This is a genomic window from Thermoprotei archaeon (genome assembly GCA_038881895.1).
Classification (GTDB): Archaea; Thermoproteota; Thermoprotei; order Gearchaeales; family WAQG01; genus JAVZOV01.
The window spans coordinates 306826-326053 of record JAVZOV010000003.1; the positions used below are offsets into that span (position 1 = coordinate 306826).

General features: G+C 40.1%; 21 protein-coding genes. 8 read left to right on the forward strand and 13 right to left on the reverse strand.

The window, feature by feature from the left end; genetic code table 11:
• The first annotated feature begins 3 nt into the window (after positions 1-3).
• Positions 4-3021 (forward strand): HsdR family type I site-specific deoxyribonuclease, encoded by a 3018-nt coding sequence (locus tag QW128_07030; GenBank protein MEM3833324.1) that lies wholly within the window; start codon positions 4-6, stop codon positions 3019-3021.
• A complete protein-coding gene (locus QW128_07035) occupies positions 3014-3382 on the forward strand; it encodes a M48 family metallopeptidase (GenBank protein MEM3833325.1) in 369 nt (122 codons plus the stop codon). The genes QW128_07030 and QW128_07035 overlap by 8 nt, the downstream gene beginning before the upstream one ends.
• A 187-nt stretch (positions 3383-3569) precedes the next feature.
• Here QW128_07035 and QW128_07040 read toward each other — a convergent pair whose 3' ends face one another.
• Complete coding sequence (locus QW128_07040) at positions 3570-3920, reverse strand: winged helix-turn-helix domain-containing protein (GenBank protein ID MEM3833326.1); 351 nt, start codon at positions 3918-3920, stop codon at positions 3570-3572.
• Positions 3921-3960: 40 nt separating this feature from the next.
• Here QW128_07040 and QW128_07045 point away from each other — a divergent pair, with 40 nt between their 5' ends.
• Entirely contained in the window at positions 3961-4269 is a 309-nt protein-coding gene (locus QW128_07045; protein ID MEM3833327.1) for a hypothetical protein, read from the forward strand.
• A gap of 466 nt (positions 4270-4735) precedes the next feature.
• Here QW128_07045 and QW128_07050 read toward each other — a convergent pair whose 3' ends face one another.
• Positions 4736-4993: a hypothetical protein gene (locus QW128_07050; GenBank protein ID MEM3833328.1), complete on the reverse strand. Its 258-nt coding sequence runs from the start codon at positions 4991-4993 to the stop codon at positions 4736-4738.
• A 332-nt stretch (positions 4994-5325) separates the two neighbouring features.
• Here QW128_07050 and QW128_07055 point away from each other — a divergent pair, with 332 nt between their 5' ends.
• Positions 5326-5805, forward strand: coding sequence for an HNH endonuclease (locus QW128_07055; GenBank protein ID MEM3833329.1), 480 nt, complete (start codon positions 5326-5328; stop codon positions 5803-5805).
• Positions 5806-6016: 211 nt separating this feature from the next.
• On the opposite strand, the gene QW128_07060 is transcribed toward QW128_07055, so the two are convergent.
• Positions 6017-6406, reverse strand: a complete 390-nt coding sequence (locus QW128_07060) for a hypothetical protein (protein ID MEM3833330.1) — start codon at positions 6404-6406, stop codon at positions 6017-6019.
• Between the two features lie 30 nt (positions 6407-6436).
• Between QW128_07060 and QW128_07065 the strand changes: the two genes are divergently transcribed.
• On the forward strand, positions 6437-6865 hold the full coding sequence (locus QW128_07065) for a hypothetical protein (protein MEM3833331.1): 429 nt from the start codon (positions 6437-6439) through the stop codon (positions 6863-6865).
• Between the two features lie 559 nt (positions 6866-7424).
• On the opposite strand, the gene QW128_07070 is transcribed toward QW128_07065, so the two are convergent.
• Complete coding sequence (locus QW128_07070) at positions 7425-7646, reverse strand: hypothetical protein (protein MEM3833332.1); 222 nt, start codon at positions 7644-7646, stop codon at positions 7425-7427.
• Between the two features lie 85 nt (positions 7647-7731).
• Here QW128_07070 and QW128_07075 point away from each other — a divergent pair, with 85 nt between their 5' ends.
• Positions 7732-7896 (forward strand): hypothetical protein, encoded by a 165-nt coding sequence (locus QW128_07075; protein MEM3833333.1) that lies wholly within the window; start codon positions 7732-7734, stop codon positions 7894-7896.
• A gap of 333 nt (positions 7897-8229) precedes the next feature.
• On the opposite strand, the gene QW128_07080 is transcribed toward QW128_07075, so the two are convergent.
• From QW128_07080 to QW128_07090, 3 genes are all read right to left on the reverse strand, one after another.
• A complete protein-coding gene (locus tag QW128_07080) occupies positions 8230-8490 on the reverse strand; it encodes a hypothetical protein (protein MEM3833334.1) in 261 nt (86 codons plus the stop codon).
• Positions 8491-8589: 99 nt separating this feature from the next.
• Entirely contained in the window at positions 8590-9354 is a 765-nt protein-coding gene (locus QW128_07085; protein MEM3833335.1) for an ABC transporter permease, read from the reverse strand.
• 3 nt (positions 9355-9357) lie between these two features.
• Complete coding sequence (locus tag QW128_07090) at positions 9358-10356, reverse strand: ATP-binding cassette domain-containing protein (protein MEM3833336.1); 999 nt, start codon at positions 10354-10356, stop codon at positions 9358-9360.
• A 300-nt stretch (positions 10357-10656) separates the two neighbouring features.
• Between QW128_07090 and QW128_07095 the strand changes: the two genes are divergently transcribed.
• On the forward strand, positions 10657-10851 hold the full coding sequence (locus QW128_07095; protein ID MEM3833337.1) for a helix-turn-helix domain-containing protein: 195 nt from the start codon (positions 10657-10659) through the stop codon (positions 10849-10851).
• Positions 10818-11972: a transposase gene (locus QW128_07100; GenBank protein ID MEM3833338.1), complete on the forward strand. Its 1155-nt coding sequence runs from the start codon at positions 10818-10820 to the stop codon at positions 11970-11972. The genes QW128_07095 and QW128_07100 overlap by 34 nt, the downstream gene beginning before the upstream one ends.
• Positions 11973-12559: 587 nt before the next feature.
• Here QW128_07100 and pyrH read toward each other — a convergent pair.
• The 6 genes from pyrH to ilvB all read right to left on the reverse strand — a co-directional run bounded on the left by pyrH (position 12560) and on the right by ilvB (position 19186).
• Positions 12560-13237 (reverse strand): UMP kinase, encoded by a 678-nt coding sequence (pyrH, locus tag QW128_07105; protein ID MEM3833339.1) that lies wholly within the window; start codon positions 13235-13237, stop codon positions 12560-12562.
• A 5-nt stretch (positions 13238-13242) separates the two neighbouring features.
• A complete protein-coding gene (gene prf1, locus QW128_07110; protein MEM3833340.1) occupies positions 13243-14475 on the reverse strand; it encodes a peptide chain release factor aRF-1 in 1233 nt (410 codons plus the stop codon).
• Between the two features lie 117 nt (positions 14476-14592).
• Positions 14593-16257: a dihydroxy-acid dehydratase gene (gene ilvD / locus QW128_07115; GenBank protein MEM3833341.1), complete on the reverse strand. Its 1665-nt coding sequence runs from the start codon at positions 16255-16257 to the stop codon at positions 14593-14595.
• 1 nt (position 16258) lies between these two features.
• Entirely contained in the window at positions 16259-17245 is a 987-nt protein-coding gene (gene ilvC, locus QW128_07120) for a ketol-acid reductoisomerase (protein ID MEM3833342.1), read from the reverse strand.
• Complete coding sequence (locus QW128_07125) at positions 17238-17471, reverse strand: ACT domain-containing protein (GenBank protein ID MEM3833343.1); 234 nt, start codon at positions 17469-17471, stop codon at positions 17238-17240. Before QW128_07125 ends, ilvC begins: the two co-directional genes overlap by 8 nt.
• 2 nt (positions 17472-17473) lie before the next feature.
• Positions 17474-19186, reverse strand: a complete 1713-nt coding sequence (ilvB, locus tag QW128_07130; GenBank protein ID MEM3833344.1) for a biosynthetic-type acetolactate synthase large subunit — start codon at positions 19184-19186, stop codon at positions 17474-17476.
• Positions 19187-19228: the final 42 nt, after the last annotated feature.

The following is a 19228-nucleotide window of genomic DNA, read 5'->3' on the forward strand; positions in this document are numbered from 1 at the left end:
AGAATGCTAGCTGAGAGAACCCTCCAAAATTACATCGGAAGAAGGCTTAAAGAAGATCTAGGATGGGAGGTTGTTGAATGGGGTAAAGGTGTAAAAGGTGAAAGAGATTCTCTTGAAGAGGTTATCATAAAGGAAAGGTTATTTAAAACGATAGAAAAGATAAACAACGTAAGTTTAAGCGGTGATGAAAAGAAGGATATATTTTCGATTCTTTCCCTCTTACCCAATACGATTGAAGGAATAAAGAACTTTTTAGACTTCGCTAAGAATGGAATTCCATTTAAAATTAGAATAAACGGCAAAGAAATACCGAAGCAGATTTACCTCTTTGACTTTGAAAACATCAACAACAATGACTTCTTTGCAGTTAAAGAGTTTGAGGTTGAAGAGGAGGATAGGAGGAGACGCTTTGACTTATGTCTCTTTGTTAACGGTATTCCTTTGGTGGCAATAGAAACCAAGAACCCATTCTTAGAGGAAGAGAAGGGAACGACTTGGTATGATGCATATAAACAAATTTTAGAGTATGAAAAAGTAATCCCAAGCATCTTCAAGTACATACAGTTTTGCATCGTTTCAGATGGTTATGAAACAAAGCACTTCCCAAACTACTACGCTGAAAATTATGATGACCTCTTAGAAAAAGAGAAGGGCGTCTGGAAAAGCTTCTACCCGTTTAAAGAAGAGGAAGTCAAGCCTCTTAAAACATTTCCATACTTGGATTCGACCATCTTTGGTTTGCTCTCTAAGAGAAACCTTCTCGATCTAATTGAGAACTTCATCTTCATCAAGAGGTATAAAGACGTTTATCAGAAGGTTATGGCTTGGTATATGCAGTTTGAAGCAACGAACCTAATAGTTAAGAGAGCAGTTGAAGAGAAAGAGAAGAAGCTCGGATTAACTTGGCACTGGCAAGGCTCTGGCAAAACTTTAACCATGGCTTTCGCCTCTTGGAAGCTTCTCAGAAACCCAAAGCTTGGAGTACCGACCATATTTATTGTAGTTGATAGAAAAGATTTGCAAACGCAAATCGTGGACGAGGAATTCAGACCTTTAGGCATAGAGATAGAAAAGATAGAGAACGTAAGAGAATTGGTTAATGTGCTGAAATGGGGAGGAAGGGAAAGGGAGGGAAAAAGGGGGATATTCGCTTGCTTGATTCAAAAGTTTCAGCCCGAAAAGCTCAAGAAACTTCATGATGAGGGGGAGATAAATCTTGAGAGGGAAAATATTGTAATCTTTACGGATGAAAGCCACAGAAGCCAATACGGAATCTTAGCAAACGTCATGAGAGGTATATTCAAGAATGCCACAATTTTCGGTTTCACAGGTACGCCTTTAACAAAGCCTGAGAGGAACACTTTTCAAAAGTTCTCTCCTAAAGGCGAGCTTTATCTGCATCGTTACGGCATGTTAAACTCCATTAAGGATGGCTTCACAATACCAATAAGGTATGAAGCTAGGCTGCCGGAGCTTCACTTAAAAGAGGAGGAAATAGAGGAGCTTTCAGAATATGAGGAAGAAGTTATCGAGGAATTAACGTTAGAAGAGAGAAAATTATGGAGAAGGAAAGTTAGGCCGAGGATCGCGCTCCTCAAAAGTCCTGAGAGAATTGAAAAGATCTGCAGGGACATAGCTGAGTACTTTAAGGCAAAAGTTGAAAAGACAGGCCTTAAGGCTATGATCGCCACGGTTGATAGGGAAAGCTGTGTTTTAATCAAAAGAGAGCTTGACAAACATCTTGATCCAAAATATTCAGAAATTGTCATGACGTACCAAGCAAGAGAGAGGTCACAGATCATTGAAGATTATAAAAATGAATTAGTAAAGAGGTTTGGACACTCTGATTTTGATAAGATAAATAGGGATATAAGGGATTGGTTCAAGGATCGAGATCTCCCGAAGATCCTAATAGTCAGCGATATGCTCCTAACTGGCTTTGATGCCAAGAGATTATGGACTTTGTTCTTATATAAGCCATTAAAAGAGCATAGGCTGTTACAAGCTATAGCTAGAACCAATAGGCCTTACAAAGATGTGAAGGAATACGGCTTAATCGTTGACTATGTAGGCATAGCCAAAAGCCTAGAAAAGGCGTTGCAGCAATTTGAGAGCGACTTTATTAACGAAGCTTTGCTCATAATAAGAGATGTGAAGGCTTCCGAGGAGGATTTCGAAAAATGTGTAAACGGAATTAAAGAGATGTTAGAGGGTGTTGAAATAAAAGGATTGGAAGACATCGATAAAGCCGTTGAAGTCTTAGTTTTAAATGGAAGAGAGAAAGAGTTCGATGAGAAGGCTAAAAAATTGAGGATATTATATGAATTGCTTTCTCCTAGCGAGGCTACATTTAAGCATTTGGAATTTTACAAGTGGGTAATCTGTATTTCAATAGCTCTAAACAGGTATAGGAGAATAGGGATGAGGCTTATAGAGATAGAAAGGATGGCTAAGAAGACGTATGAGCTCATCCAAAAAACCGTTGGCATCGAGGAAATAGAGAAGATTGGTAAAGTAGATATCGTTGAAGAGCTTTCAAAGCTTAAAACTGAGGGAAGGCCGAGGAATGCCCTAAGGGTTCTAGGGGAAACCATGAAAAGGATTGAAGGTTTTAGTTCAGATTTTTATGTTAGCCTGAGAGAAGAAGTCGAGAGAATAGTTGAAGAGATGAGAGAAGAGAAGAAGCTGACAAAAGATGTTATTGAAAGGATAAGGTTGCTGCAAGAAAGACTTAAAATGAGGGAAGAAGAGAAAGAGAGGTTTAAAGAAATCTTCCCAATATTTGATGTGCTAAGGAGATACTTCTCAGATGCAGAGAGAGTTCAAAGAGTATCAAAGGAAACCATTCAAGAACTTATGGAAAGAGATCTGCTCAGTAAAGAGGGCTTTTTGAAGAAGAAATTGAGGAAGGAGATAAAGAGGATAGTAAGGGAGGGTATCATAAGGAACTTTGGACTTGTTGAGAAGCTAGACGAGATTGTGGAGAAGATATTCATGAACTTGGAGGATGAGTATGAATAAAACCACAGAAGAATTTCAAGAGAAATTGGAAAGCATACTCAAAGAGCTTTTAGATAAAAATGGAATAGAGATTTATGGCAACCTCAAAATCGAAGTTGCAAACATGGATACACTCGCCTTACTAAAGGGAAATAGGATCTATATCAACATCCAAGCGAAAAGATATCCCAAGTACATTTTAAAATACGTGATCGCTCACGAGCTCGCTCACCTAGTTGTAAGAAGACACACTAAAAAATTCTGGGAGATAGTAAGAAGAATCTATCCACACTATGAGCGGGCCAAAAATGATCTGCTTAAAAGGACAAAAAATAGATTCACTCAAACTTATGAGTGTGATAACTACGTAACTAGAGAGTAAACAGACTCATACACGTATAACTTGCACTCCCAATCCCACATTGGCTTTAACTTCAGTAATTTTCTGATCCTAGATTTAGCAATAGAATTCATCTGAAAACTCCCAATACTCGATTGACCAGTCATCTTAACCTACTAAAGCCTCAAGAGCGACTAAGGAGTTTTCAGACGAGTTCAATAATAATGCTTTATTTTGTGGCTATCTTTATCTTTTCGGCTTCCTTTTCAGCTATTTGCAACGAAATCTGCATCTCATATTCCCTCAGCATTTTCACGAGCGGGCTTTCCAAGTTGATCTTGTATAGGGTCGCTTTGCCTATCTTTCTTGAAGCCTTAACTACTCCGTACTTTTCTATGTCCGGAAAGTGTTTATAAAAGGTCTGCTTGCTCATTCCCAAAGCCTCTATCACTTCCTTCTTTGTGAAGTCGAAGAGCGGGTTATCTAGGAAAAAGTCTATTATCCTCAGCTTTGGAGAAGCCCCAAGCGTCTTCAGTAAGAGTGACTGGTACTCTTTCTTCGTATACAGTTCTTCTGGCATATCTATCTAAAGTTTAATTAAAAAATCAAGTATATATACTTTGACTTCTAAAGGTATTATAAGTGAACTTATGCCTGAGAGGGAGATAAGCGATGCTGAAATCAAAGCTGACATAATGAATAGACTCCTTAGAAAACATTGTTGGGGTGCAAAATATCTTCCTATTGATACACTCGTCAACTGGCTTAGTAAGCAAATAAGAAAGGATGGTAAAAGGGTCAGGAATTGCATAGAAGAATTGGTTAGAGAAGGGTACATCTTGTTGCATAAAAAAGGTCAAACTGTTTCTTTAAATCCAGCAAGAGGTAGAGATATTGTGGAATATATCAAATCAGTTCTAAAGTCATAGGAAACTCATCCATCTTACTTTGATACCAGATTTCGTAGTTCTATGCCTAACAAAAAAGGCTCAGGATACCAGTAAGGAGGAAAAATAAAGCTAGTAGCTCTTGACAATCTCGTTATTAATTTGCTTGAAGGATGCAAAGTTACTTCCTTAAACTCATTTCACTGAGAACTACCTTTATTTGGGCATAGCGAGTTATATATGCATAACTTACACTCCCAATCCCACATAGGCGAACTCCACTTATCCATGAGCAATTTAGCATGCTTCTCGTCGAACTCATCATTCACTTCAAACTCCATGAAGCCCTTAGGTGAACAGTAGAGAAGATAAGAGTGCTCAGTATCTGAGAGCCACTTATACATACTTGCTCTAAGCCTATCATGCTCTAACCTTCCTATTAGCCATGCTCGCCTCTATTCTTAAGAAGGAATACGCATTCTTCACGTCCCTCTCAAGACCGTGCTTCTCAGAAAGCTCTATGATCTGTCTGAAGCTCAACGTAGCCATCCATCAAAGTGCGGTAAACATCGTAGTCCAGTTTGCCCATGAGCCTAAGTCTTTTTGCCTCTCTTTCAGTTTGATAAATTTCATTGTCTATGGAAATTAAAAGCTCAGCAACGGATCTAGAATCCTTATTTTTCAAAAGGTTCTCAGCCCTAGCCATGATGAGAGGTTCGAGATATTTCAATTCGTTCAAGGCTTCCTTGCTCGAATACTTAACCATTTTACAACCTAAGAAAAAGAGTCGAAGCGAGATAATGACGTTTACCGATGCATAAAATTCCGTTAATTCTGAAACGAAAATTATTTAATCCTCAGCCTGTAAATTATATTTGGTTATTCATGATATCTAGGCTCTCAATTATAGGCGAGAGAGTTTACAAGTTAAATAAAGAGTTCCTCGAAAAAGAGTACATGGGATTTTTGGTCTATGTGAGAAGGGTGTGAGAAATGCCACCACCTGCTGTTAAAACAGTTAGAGACTTAATTTTTTGGCAATATGCAAAAATTATTGCGGAGTCCGCGGGATTTGGTAAAAGAAATTGGGGTTTTGTCATGAAAAAGTTCAAACAATTACAAGAGGGAGAGATGTTTTGGAATGAAATTAGAGAATATGTTAAAGAGAGGGAGAAGACGGATGAGTGTATTTTTTGTGGTAGAAGAGCTAATTTAACAATTGACCATTTATTGCCTCGTTGTTTCAATGGCCCTGATGATGAGAAGAATATCATTTGGGTTTGTCAAGAGTGCAACTCATCTAAAGGTTCAAAAAGACTCTATGAATATTGGACCATGAAAAAGGGGTTGGAAGGGGCTAAATATGAAGTACCCAGAATAGCCGAAGGGAAGTATCTAAAGTTTGTCTATGAGATTTTAAGAGACAGAGGATTGCTTAACCTTGAAATCAATAAGATAAGAAAGGAGATATGTCCAAAATGTGATGTAAAAAAGTTATGTGTTAGAGAGGGATCTGAAGGTAAACTTTCTCCACTTTGCTTAGATGGATTAATTACCTTAGCATTTAAAAGAGGATGATTTCTTGCCAGAAGCTTCTTTAATAATTTACCCAACCCCTCAAGTTTTCCATTAATCATTCTTATAACATTTGGTAGCTGGCGAACCTTTGCCCGGCTAGGAAGCTGCGCTAAGCTTTAGCAAGCCCTCCCTCAAAGCCAAGACCTTGGCGGCATAGAAGCACTTTACAGAGATTAAACCTTACTTTCCCCTTTTATTTTTTGTTTAGTCACTATAAATGGAAGATCCCTTTATTTCCTTCATCCTTGTACTCAATGAAAATATCGAAAATTCCTGCGCTTCCTGTAGGGTAAAGGTCTAATGCAACCTTATCGTTTCGGTAAATTTCCTCCCTGAAACTTATTGGAATCACTTCTAAATCACCATAAGCTTCTCTGTAGGCTTCAAGTACTCCGTGAGCAAATGAAGTGAAGTCTATAGTTCCAGAACACTCAGTTGTTTTGTCTAAGTTATCTCCTTTAATTATGAGGAATGAACGCTTATCTTTCCAATCTAACTTGAGTGAAATTCTTTTTGGTTTTGCTTGAATGCAATAGAAGACTAACTCCTTTACAATTTCTCTAGATTTTCTTTCCTTGTTGAGATCTATTATATTTTTCATGCTAAATGTATATCGAACGCTAGAAAGTGTTTGCTTAACCTAGATCCGAGGGTTGATCCGAGACTTAACTTCAACTCGATAAGCTTTCTTCCATACTCTAATGAAGAGTTAATGATCATTCTTAAGCATAGGATAGTTGATTGTAAGGCTCTATATCCAAACGCTTGGTCTAAGGAAGTCCTTGAGAGAATAGCTGATTTAGCTTGCGGAGACGCTAGGATTGCGATTCAAACATTAAGAAACTCAGCATATGTTGCTGAGAAGGCGAACAAGAATAAAATTGGTTTGGATGATGTGGAAAGGGGATACGAGGAAGTTAAGGACATCAAGAGAAAGTATCTTTTGGAAAAGCTCGGAGTTCATTATAAGCTTATTTATGAAATTGTAAAGAAAAATCCTAGCATAACATCAAGCGAATTTTACGAAGTCTATAAGAAAGAAGCAAAAGAGCATGACTAAATCCAAAGTCAGATAGGACATTTACCAATTACATTATTGATTAGATTAGAATATCTGAAAGTTGATAGGGCTAAAACTAGAGGAAATATAAGATTATTTAACGTAGTTTGAATAAACACTTTCAACATTCTTTTACCATCAAGTTCAATTTATAGAGACCTCTTCTAGATATATTCCTCCCTTCACTAAGACACCACTTCACATCGCTCGTGTCAGTCCGATTAGAATTGTGACCGGTGTCGCTATTACGATGGCGCTGGGACAAGCTATGATAAGAACTATTAAAGCTCTATAGATCCATGCGGAAAACAAAGAGTACGGTTGCGGAACAGAACTTGTAATTGAAAGATACCATTTCAAAAACGGCTTTGTTAGCTTGAGAGATACCATAGGTAAAACTTTGGCTTCTGCAATAACTATAGGTTTCGGCGGAAGTGCTGGATTAGAGGGGCCAAGTCTTTTGTTAGGTGGAGGAATCTCTTCGTTTATTGTTAGAAGGCTAAAGTTAGATCAAAAAGATGTAAAAACACTGTTTCTGTGTAGAGCAGCAGCAGGATTTTCAGCGATCTTTTCTCTTTCTTTTTCGTAGGTGCACAACAGCTGCCATAGCAATTAAGAAAATGCCAATGGTCTCAAAAATTAAAAGCAGCCGAAGGTTCCGCGTCTCAGGAACAATAAAATAGCTCAGCAGAGGCCCAAGAACTAATGTGCCTCCAGCTCCCCCAAGAGCACCTACCAAACGTTCCTCTTCAGTCCTACCTCTCATCTGTTTTTCCTCCATTTATTGTATATGGAGTAGTGCATATATGCTTTACTGTTATGTGTATAGAAAATTATTTATAGAAAAATCTTCTAGAATAATATACATGGTTTACTACAAACATATTCCATACGACCTAAAAGAACTTCCAGAATTCATAAGAAAGCTTGGCATGGAATACAAGTGGGTTAGCATTCACTTTCCAGGGCACAAAAAACACGCCAAATATGGCCTGAAAGACGACAAGGTTCTAATCATAGTTCATAAATGAGTTAGGTCACACTTCACACTCCCTTGGGGCTGGTATGATCTGTATAGCCAAGTGACGCGATTCCCTGAGTCTCTGAAATATATGTGCTTGCTACCGCGGCAGTCATCAACAGTGGAAGACGGCTAGCAGAATAATGAACCTTTTACCCCTCTTCTCGTTGCAGCTAGCCTGTGGCCCATCTCGTGGACTCCGATGATGGCCATAATCGCAAAAGTAAATGTTACTCCGCCCACAACGGAATCAGTTAAACCTTCTGAAAGAAAATATCCCGCAGCAAAAGTTGTTCCAACGGTCGCCAAGAATAGAAGCAAATTTATTGAGGCGCTGCTTCTTTTAACAGGGGGGTCTCGGATTAACCTTTAAAACTATGCGGTTATCAACTCTTCGCATCACTGCCATAAAATTGGTTTCTTCCAGCTTTTTGAGAAGGTTAAGGAATGCCTTTTTAGTTCCTTGATGCTGCTTGAGGTAATATGTAGGGATGCCCCGCTCCAGCAATAACTCCTCAACTTGGAGAATTGATGTGACTGTGGAGGTTATTTGCTCGAAATTTGCTTGAACATTTTCATAGGTTCCGCTGGATGTTATGCTCATGTTTTCAGCCTTTCATTTTTGAAGAGAGGAAAGTTTACCAAATTTAAACACATCTCCATTTCACGTTTCAATTCTCCATCAATTTTGAAGGAACCATTTTTATTCTATTATTCTTCTAAAGCTTATTGATGCTATGATGAACATTATGGCGTCAAAGATTGCTATCGCTGCTAAATCCAGTAGGAGGTTTGAAACGTCTCCCGTGATTAGTAGGCCTCTCACCGCGTCGACAACGTAGCTTAGCGGATTAAACGCTGAAAATTCCCTTAGGATTGGGGGCATCATTTGGATGGGGTATAGGGCATTGCTTGCGAAGAATAGGGGCATGATTATGGCTTGGCCTATGCCCATAAACCTTTCTCTGGTTTTCATGAAGGAGGCCACAAGTATGGATATGGCTGCGAATCCGCCTGAGGCAAAGAAGATTATTGCGAAGGCTAGGATGAAGTAGGCTGGGTTGGGTATAAACTTCACGCCAATTATAAGCGCTATGGGAAGAATTATTAGGGCTTGGAACAGGGCCCTCACGCCTGAAGCCATAGATCTTCCTATCACCATGGAATACCTTGAAGCAGGCGTGACAAGCAACTTCTTCAAGATGCCGGAGTCCCGCTCCCAAACCATCATCAACCCATAGAGTATACTGACGAAAGTTGTTGTTTGAATCATGATGCCTGGAGTTATGAAATCCGTGTATGGCACTCCGCCTGTTGGTATAGCCCTAACACTGCTCATGACTGGGCCATAAATAGCCATCCAAAGAATCGGCTGAACAGCCCTAGAGTAGATTTCCGTTCTGTCATGGTGCAGTCTCCTCAATTCCAGCTCAATCATAACAAGTATGTTTTTGAAGTCTTCCATCATGTTTTACCCCTTCCTAATCATATCGCGCATATGCGTAACATCGCTAATTCTGCCCTTTTCCTCAAGCCTTGTCCCAACATATTTAAGGAAAACGTCATCCAAAGTTGGCTTAGTTATAGAAACTTTCCCCACGGATATGCCCTCACCTTTAAAAATATTCATTAGACTGGGCAATGTGGATTCGGCATCGTCAACAAACACGCTTAAACTTCCATCTTCAACAAAAACATCTTTTACGAAACCTAATTTGCGAAAGTCCTGAACCAACTCGGGTTTAAGGACGGTCTTTTCAAGTGTAAATGCAACAATTTCACCGCCCAAAGAATGCTTTAACTCTTCGCTGGTGCCTCTTGCCACTATCTTTCCTTGGTTGATTATGGCTATGTCATCCGCGTACAAGTCAGCCTCATCCATATAATGCGTATTAAAAAATATGGTTACACCATACTCCTTCTTGAAAACGCCAAGTCTTTCCCAAACAACTTTTCGCGCGGCTGGATCCAAACCAATGGTTGGCTCGTCCAAGAACATTATTTTCGGCTTAATAAGCATGGCACAGGCTATTTCAAGCCTTCTCATCATCCCGCCAGAATACGTCCGAACCAAATCATTCTTCACGCTAGTTAAATCCATATGCTCTAAAACTTCATCAATTATTTTCCCTCTTTCACTGACAGGCAAGCCGAAAATTTTGGAATAAATCAAAAGGTTTTCATAACCGCTAATGTCCGTCCAAACGCTCGTCTCCTGAGGAACATAGCTTACAAGCCTTCTAACTTTGCCGCCTTGACGTACAACATCTAGCCCGAAGACATACGCTTCTCCAGCTGTAGGCTTAATCTGCGTTGTCAAAATGCGCATAAGCGTGGTTTTTCCAGCGCCATTTGGCCCCAACAGTGCAAATGACTTTCCAGCCTCAACCGTCAAATCCACACCATCCAAAGCCCTAACTTTTCCATTATACACTTTCACAAGGCGGTTAACTTGAACAGCAAAATCCACATCCTGCCACCTTTAAGTATTCGATACGAACACGTACTTAAAAACTTTAAGAATGGCAATAAAAATAACGTCATGAAAAGGGATCTACATGAACGCAAACATAGTAGTCTCAATAAGCCAAAAATTGCTTGAAGCCATTTTAAGCCACGCAAAGATGCTTCATCCCAGGGAAACCATTTTCCTCCTTCGAGGAAAAAGAGGTGAAAACTTGATTAAAATATGTGAGCTGGTTGTTCCGCCGTTGTCAGCAGTTTCGAGGCAGACAGGTTTAAATAGAGGTTGATTACTTTGTTCTTAACGATGTCTGGAGATTACGAAGAACTGCTTAGACCAAAGGATGTTGCTAAGAAGTTCGGTATCTCAGTTAAGACTCTCTGGGAGTGGCAAAGGAAAGGCATTATTAGGGCAGTTAGGCTCCCAACTGGTAAGCTGAGATATCCCGAGAGCGAGGTTGAAAGGTTATGGAAGCAGTTAAGAGCTACAGGGTCCCGGTAGAAGCTCCGAAGGATTTAATCGAGGAATACTTCAAAGTTAAGCGGAAGGCTTTAGACGCGATATTCTCACACGTTAAAATTTCCGAGAAGGCTCACCTCGAATTCGATAGAGAGGATAGGAGAGAGCTTAGGGATGAATTGCTACGGGAGTGGAAATACTCAAAGCACTACGTTGATTCAGCAATAAACTCTGTCATCGGATTGGTTAAGGGCTGGATAACGCTCTACAATAGGGGGAGGGCGAAGGAACCTCCTAAGATAACTAAGAGGACAGTCTATATTAAGAGCACGCTTTTCAGCTTCAGAAACGGCATACTGAGGGTAAGCATTGAACCGAACAAGCGGTATCTTGAGGTTGACTTGAGTGAGTGTTCGTGGATTCCAAAAGACTTTGATAAAGTCGGTGGGCTACTTATGACTGAAAGTGAGCTGATAATTACGGTTAAGAAGAGGGTTGAGCCGAAGGCGGAAAAATGGGCTTCCTTCGATGTTAACTTAACGAACGTGACGGCGTTCATAGGTGGCGAGGTCAAGCGCTATGACTTAAGAGAGCTCTACCATATTCACAGAGTTTATGAGGTTAAAAGACAGAGGATACAAAAGTTATCTAAGATTAAGCCTCTAACCTCAAAGAGACTATTAGAGAAGTACTCTAGACGTGAGAAGAATAGGGCTAAAGACTTCATGCACAAACTAACCACGCAGATTGCGGGGGAGTTCAAGGAGAGGAACTGCGGAGCAATACTTGAAAACCTGAAAGGTATAAAGAGACGAATTCTTAACGGCTCAAAAGACGCGAACCGAAAGCTCTCAAAGTGGAGCGCAAGGACATTCCAACTCATGCTCGAATACAAGCTGAAATGGCTTAACTTACCAGTGAAATACGTTAACCCAGCTAACTCATCTAAAACCTGCCCGGTCTGCTCAGGAAGCATGGCTTCCTATCTGGGCAGGATAATGAAGTGCGAGGAATGCGGGTTAACGATGGATAGGGACGTTGTAGCGGTGTTGAACCTTCAGATGCGGGGAGAAGGGTTCACCCAAAGAGCCCCCAATGAAATAATTGAGGGGGAAGGGTTAAGTAGGAATAAAAGCAACAATTCACTATATATTCCTACTTAACTCAGAACCCGCTTGCCACTTACAGGCGTGAATTCGCAAACATTCCAACCCACATGCTCCCCATAGACTTTTCCATCATTGGAACAGTGCACTCGCATCCTTCTGGAAATTTAGTGCCTTCACCTGTAGACTTGAACAATTTCTGGGGAAGCATACTGATGATTGTGGCATTTCCTTACCAAACCAAAACGGTAAATGCGTCGTAATATACAACCACAAAGGTGAAAAACTAACATTAAAAATAGTAGGCGCATAGTTTTGCTCTCTAAGTTAAACCCTTAGATATACATGAATTCTCATGATGATGAAGAAAGAAACCTTAAAGCTGAAGGTGTGTGGACGCCCCAATTTTGCACTTGATTAAAGGCAAACTTGTTCGGGAAGTTGTGGGCCTAAACTGTTTAGGGAAAATGGAGAAAGATGAACTACCAAGAATGGGAGAAGAAGACATGATTTACATTTTAGGCAGAAAAGAGCTATACAACGTTCTTAATGAGAAAACATCCTCATGATTTAAGCTTGAAATAGAGCCTATGGAAGAAAGAGAAAATCTGCAGACAACTATTTATGTTGGATGTGATCATGATTTATCTTGATATTATAACGGTTCCAATGTCTTCTCCTTTAGCAGCCCTTGTAATGTTTTCTGGTTCTGTGCCGTTTACTACTCTGACCGTTAGCTTGCTTCTTTTTATGATTTTTAGTGATGGTGGATCGAAAAGCTTGTATGTCCCTGCCTCAGCTCTCTCTTCTTCCATGATACGTATCAGGTCATCTATTGTTACTGATTTCAATAATTCTGCATCGCTGTGTTTTTTGGGATCTTTTGTGTATATTCCATCAACATCTGTTGCATAAATAAGTAATCTTGATCTTGTGAGTTCTGAGAGGAGCGTAGCGACAGCTGTAGTTGATTGGCCAGGCATTAGACCACCAGCAATTATTATTCTATTATCATTAACAGCATCGATCATTTCCGAAAAAGTTTTTGTTAGTTTTGAGTGAACGCCTTTCATTGAGAGAGCATATTGAAATAGTAAGGCGTTTAGCCATGTAACTTCGATTGCTAATTGATCAAGATGAGCCTCTGTTAAGCCTACTTTTCGTCCCTCTTGAATGTATAACCTAGCTATGGGTCCTCCACCTATAACAAGGTGTGTAGGCTCACTCTGCATTAGATTATAAAGAATGTCAACATATTCCTGCACACATAACGTGTTGTCCTTATTTAAGAGGTGACCACCTAGTTTTACAACAAGAACCATTACTCTCACCTCAGAATCGCGGCAATACCTCCAAAAGCATTCCTTAGCATTGCGGCCTCATCTAAACCTCCAGATATCATGTGTATTGTGGCTCCTTGGTTCTTGGCATTAAGTATAATATCATCAGTTACATCATTCTCAGTAACACTAATGTTTGGTGAGCCACAGGATTCACATTTAAGATTAAGCTTGAAGAGGTAAACATCGTTAGCGTCAATGATTGAGAAACCTGAATGACCACAGTTATTACATGTGTAAGAAATCTTAATAAAAACGTTTTCTTTCGACATAACCAACTCCTTCACATTACCATTTTCAAGGTTCTTCATGACCTCCTTTATCCCTATTGCAACCTTTTCAGGATTGTTTGATACAAGATCTAGCACAGTTTTAACAACCTCTCGCTCTTTAACAAGTTCAGATTCCTTAATATACTCCTTACCCTTCTCGATGAGCTCTCTAATACCACTCTCATCAGTATACCCTATATCAACAACACCTAAGATTCTGTTTTTTAACTCATAGGGTATATATTCCCCATCCAAAAAATCATTTTTCGTGGGCCCCGGTCCACCAATCAACACACCTTCAACCTGGTTTTCATCAACGAAATATCTTTTCATGCGTTCCCCAACCCTATGGAAGAACTCATTAGTAAGAACCTCTATTATGCGCTCAAACCTTCTAGCGGATTGCCCACCAGACTTGTGCTTACCCGGAACACCAGACGTGATAGATTCTAATATTTCAATATCACCACCCATCACGATAGCAAAAGTGGCCTCCTCCTTATCCATAGCAACCAATCCATACACATGACCCTTCTCTAACATTCTCTCTAATATTTCAACATGAAACCTGGAATCACACCTATACAGATATTGACTTAATGGTTTTGGTGGTTCTAATAAGTGCACCTCCAAAACCTCGTCACCAGGCTTATCACCCGCAACATACCCACAAAAAACAATAAGACCATTAGAAGGAGCAACCCTAAAAAGCTTCAAACGCTGCATTATAGTAGTAAGCGCCTCAAGAACATGATGCCTCGTAGTCCTATCCTTAATATTTGATGCCGTAGAATACTCCTCCCTAAGCAACGTTGTAATGTCAGAGATCTGCCTACCAGCAGGTATATAAAGCGACACAAGTTCAGTGCCCCGCCCACTCTTCCTCTTTAGCTCCTTCACTAGCCTTTCCAATTTATATTCATCAAGTTTTTCAGTCGTGCCCTCCACTACTCAACCCCTTCCCAAATAAAAATAACCTTTCTACAAATAAACATATTCGCAGCATTTATCAGAGTTAATTAAGATATTATCTTATAAACGTATAGCAAATCACAAAACGAGAATTTAAATGAAACTAATATATTTTAGAACTGCACCCTCGCTTGCATCACTTACTAACATAGAATATCTCCTTAATACTCCCTTAAACTCCCTTTTAGGAGGTGTCCAACTCTCTATCCTGTATTTTAACTCTTTTTCATCAACTTTTAACATTATTTTTTTAGATTCAACATCTATGTAAATTTTATCATCATATTCTACGACAGCAATAGGACCACCAACAGCAGCCTCTGGAGACACGTGCCCAACCATAATACCCCTCGTCGCACCACTAAACCTACCGTCAGTAACCAACGCTACACTCTCCCCTAAACCTAAACCAACCAACGCAGAAGTCACCTGAAGCATTTCGGGCATACCTGGTGCGCCAGCAGGACCTACATACCTAATAACTACTACATCGCCAGGCCTAACCTCATCCCTTTCAATATACTTAAGGGCTTCCTCTTCGCTATTGAAGGGTCTAGCATTACCCTCAAATTTTTTAACAGAAACTCCTGCAATCTTTACAACAGAACCATTCGGCGCAAGATTCCCCTTTAACACCATCAGCGCGCCACGAGATGATAAAGCCTTCTCCACAGACCTTATTATTACATTATCCGGATTAGGAGCACTTGCTATGATCTCCTTCCAAGTAACACCTAATATTGTTAACGCATCAGGATTAATAACACCAACCTTTGACAGCTCTTTCATCAACACCGGCACCCCACCCACTGCGTGAAAGTTAATCACGTAATACTTTCCTCCAGGGGCCAAATCAGCTATGTAAGGCACTTTAGAACTCATACTATCAAAATCATCGAGAGTTAAGCTTACACCAGCCTCCCTCGCAATAGCGAGCAAATGCAACACGGCGTTCGTTGATCCCCCCATGGCTAAATCTACAGCGATAGCGTTAAGTAATGATTCACGTGTTATTAGATTACGAGGGAGAAGGTTCTCTCTTACTAACTTTACTATTAATTTGCCAGAATCCTTAGCAGCTCTGATCCTATGTGCATTTACTGCGGGTATTGTTGATGTACCAGGCATTGATAAACCTAACACCTCAGATAATATCGACATCGTATTAGCCGTATATAATCCAGCACAGCTTCCTGGACCAGGACAAGCGTTTCTTTCTATCTCATAAAGCTCTTCAACAGTTATACTACCTTTTAAGTATGCACCTACAGCTTCAAAAACATTACCTAATGCAATCGGTTTTCCTTTATAATAACCTGGTTCCATTGGACCACCATTGAGAAAGATTGATGGAATGTTTAATCGAACAGCCGCCATTATCATGCCGGGCACTATTTTATCACAACTCGCCATCAAAACTAACCCATCCACCTGGTGAGCTTGAGCCATTATTTCAACACTGTCCGCAATTATTTCCCTACTCACTAATGAATATTTCATCCCCTCATGACCCATAGCGATGCCATCGTCAACAGCAATGGTGTTAAATTCTAACGGTACCCCACCAGCCTCCCTGACTCCCTCTTTAATAGCATTAACAAGATTTCTTAGATTCAAATGACCAGGAACAAATTCACTGTAAGAATTTGCAATACCGATGATTGGTTTATTAAAATCATTCTCAGTGAATCCAACAGCTCTTAATAAAGCCCTATGAGGAGCTCTCTCTACACCTTGAGTTACCGTAGAACTGCGCATACTAATCCCTTCCACTCGCAAGTGATCTAATGTACTTGCCTGTTACTTCCACTTGATGTTTTTCGATTTCCTTAATAAGCTGGGTAAGCGTGGACATTCCTTCCTTATATTCTTTAACCCATAATCGTGCAAACTCATTATTCCTAACCTTCTCTGCAGCTTTTTTCATGTTCTCCTTAACATGATCATCGATAACCTGAGACCCAACTGTTAAACCTCCAAACCTAGCCGTCTCAGAAACATTCATCAGCATTCCTGTAAATCCTTTTTCCCATATTAAATCCATTATCAACTTAGCCTCATTTATAGCTTCAAAATAGGCTACTTCAGGTTGATAACCTAACTCTACTAAAACCTCAAACCCCTTCTTTAAAAGCTCGATAAGACCACCCACAAGCACAGTCTGCTCACCTATTAGATCTGTTTCGGTCTCCTCAGCAAAAGTAGTTTCTAAAACACCCATCCGTGTAGCACCTATTCCTTTAGCAATCGCCAGAGCATACTCCATAGCAACACCGCTATAATTCTGGTGCACCGCTACGAGAGCAGGAACACCACGTCCTCTAACATACTCATCCCTAACCAACTTTCCAGGTCCCTTAGGAGCAACCATCACCACATCTACAAAGTCAGGCAGTTTAATCAAACCAAACCTCACATTAAATCCATGAGCAAAATCTATTACAGTTCCAGGTCTTACATGCGGGGAAACATATTCACTCCACACACTTTGCTGAACCATATCAGGTATCAACATTAAAAGTACATCAGATCTTTTAGCAGCCTCATCAATTTCATACACCATAAAACCGTCTTTAGCAGCCTCACTCCACGACTTACCCTTCCTCAAACCGATTATGACATTAAGGTCACTATCCCTTAAATTGAGCGCTTGCGCCCTTCCTTGACTACCATAACCTATGACACCGATAGTCTTATTCTTGAGAACATCTAATGAAACGCTCTCGTCAGTATAAACTTTAGACACCCTCAATCACCTCCATCTTGTCAACATCCACAAGCCTAAATAACTTTTTAGACAACCAATCGATTTCATCCTCCGAACCATTAAGTTTAACATGCATCATCACACAATCATCCCTAAACCTTATCATGATCTCTTGTAAACTCACCTTACTCCTCCGTACAACATTAATAATTCTACCCACGGAATCAACACCTATAGTAGCTTGCAGGACTATTACCTTCTTCATCATCACTCCCTCCAGACAAGATCAACTTTCATCCCATCAGGAGGTATAGCATTAGTAAGCCAATCACCAGGTTTAATCCATGGAAGCACGATATCTTTCTCTCTATCAATAGGAACATCAATCAATACAGGCTCATTATTTCTCACAGCCCATTTTGCTATCCTTTCTATATCATCATAATTATTAGGCTTATAACCCTCAATATCGTATGCATCAGCCAATTTAATGAAATCCGGTCTCTGAGAAAACTCAGTCTCCACTATCCTCTTAGAATACATGTACATCTGCCACTGCTTTACTAACATTAAAGCCCTATTATCAAAAATCACCATTATTATCGGTAGATTATAATCTCTAATCAAGGACAGATTATTCATCGTCATCTGAAATGAGCCATCACCATCAATCAACAACACTGGCCTATCCCTCACAGCTATTTTTGCACCCAAAGCTGCAGGTAACCCAAAACCCATCGTCCCAAGCCCTGCACTAGTTATGAAAGTCCCTGGAACATATACATCCCAATGAAGCTCACACCACATCTGATGACTCCCTACACCAGTTACAGTTATACTATCTGCCGGCATAGAGCCCCTAATAGTTTTAAGAACCTTCCATGGAGCAAACTTTAATTCATTGCTTAACACCTCCAAAGCATTCTCGTAAGATTTCCTTATCGAGAATAACCAGTTCAGGAACTTTTCATTTTTCTTTACAACATTCGGAAGAACCTTCATCATTTCATTCAAGGCCACCTTTACATCAGAAACTATACCGACAGCCGATTTAACATTCTTATTAATTTCACTAGAATCAATATCAATATGTATGACTTTCTTCTCATTCATCTCATTAAACCTACCCACAGTCCTATCACTAAACCGAGTGCCAAGTGCCAAGACTACATCAGCATTAGCAAGAGCTGCATCAGCCTCAAGCCTCCCATGCATACCAGCAGGACCCACATAAAGCACATGATTATTAGGCACGCAATTCTTACCAGGTAAAGTAGATACAATAGGCGCCATCAACACCTCAGCAATCCTAATCACCTCACTCCACGCGCCACTCCAATACACACCACCACCAACAAGTATGACAGGTCTCTTAGAACCTAAAAGAAGCTCAACAGCCTTTTTAATGTCATACGAATTCGGCCTAAGTAAAACAAACTTACTCAACCTTAACTTCACACTGACATCCTCATCCCTAGTATAAGTAGCAGCTTGAACATCCTTAGGAACATCAATCAAAACCGGACCCGGCCTACCACTCACAGCAACTTTATACGCAACACGAAAAGCTGAAGGTAATTCATTAGGACTCCTTACCATGTAATTAAACTTCGTTATAGGAAACGTAACGCCCATAATATCAGTCTCCTGAAAACCATCCCTACCGAGCATCGCAGAAGACACTTGACCAGTAATCGCAATCATCGGAGAACTATCCATGTACGCATTAGCCAACCCAGTCACCAAATTAGTCGCACCAGGACCACTAGTAACCATCACAACACCAGGTCTCTTTAACACCCTTGCATAAGCATCTGCAGCATGAATTGCACCCTGCTCATGCTTGAAAGTAAACAGCTTTACGTCATCAACATTATAGAAGGCATCATATATTATCATTATACTTCCGCCCTGAATCCCGAAAACGTGCTTAACGTTTAATTCACGAACTGCTTTAACTAAGACATCAGCCCCACGCAAAACGGTAGCGGTTAATTGATTTCCATGGAGGTCACCAACCTC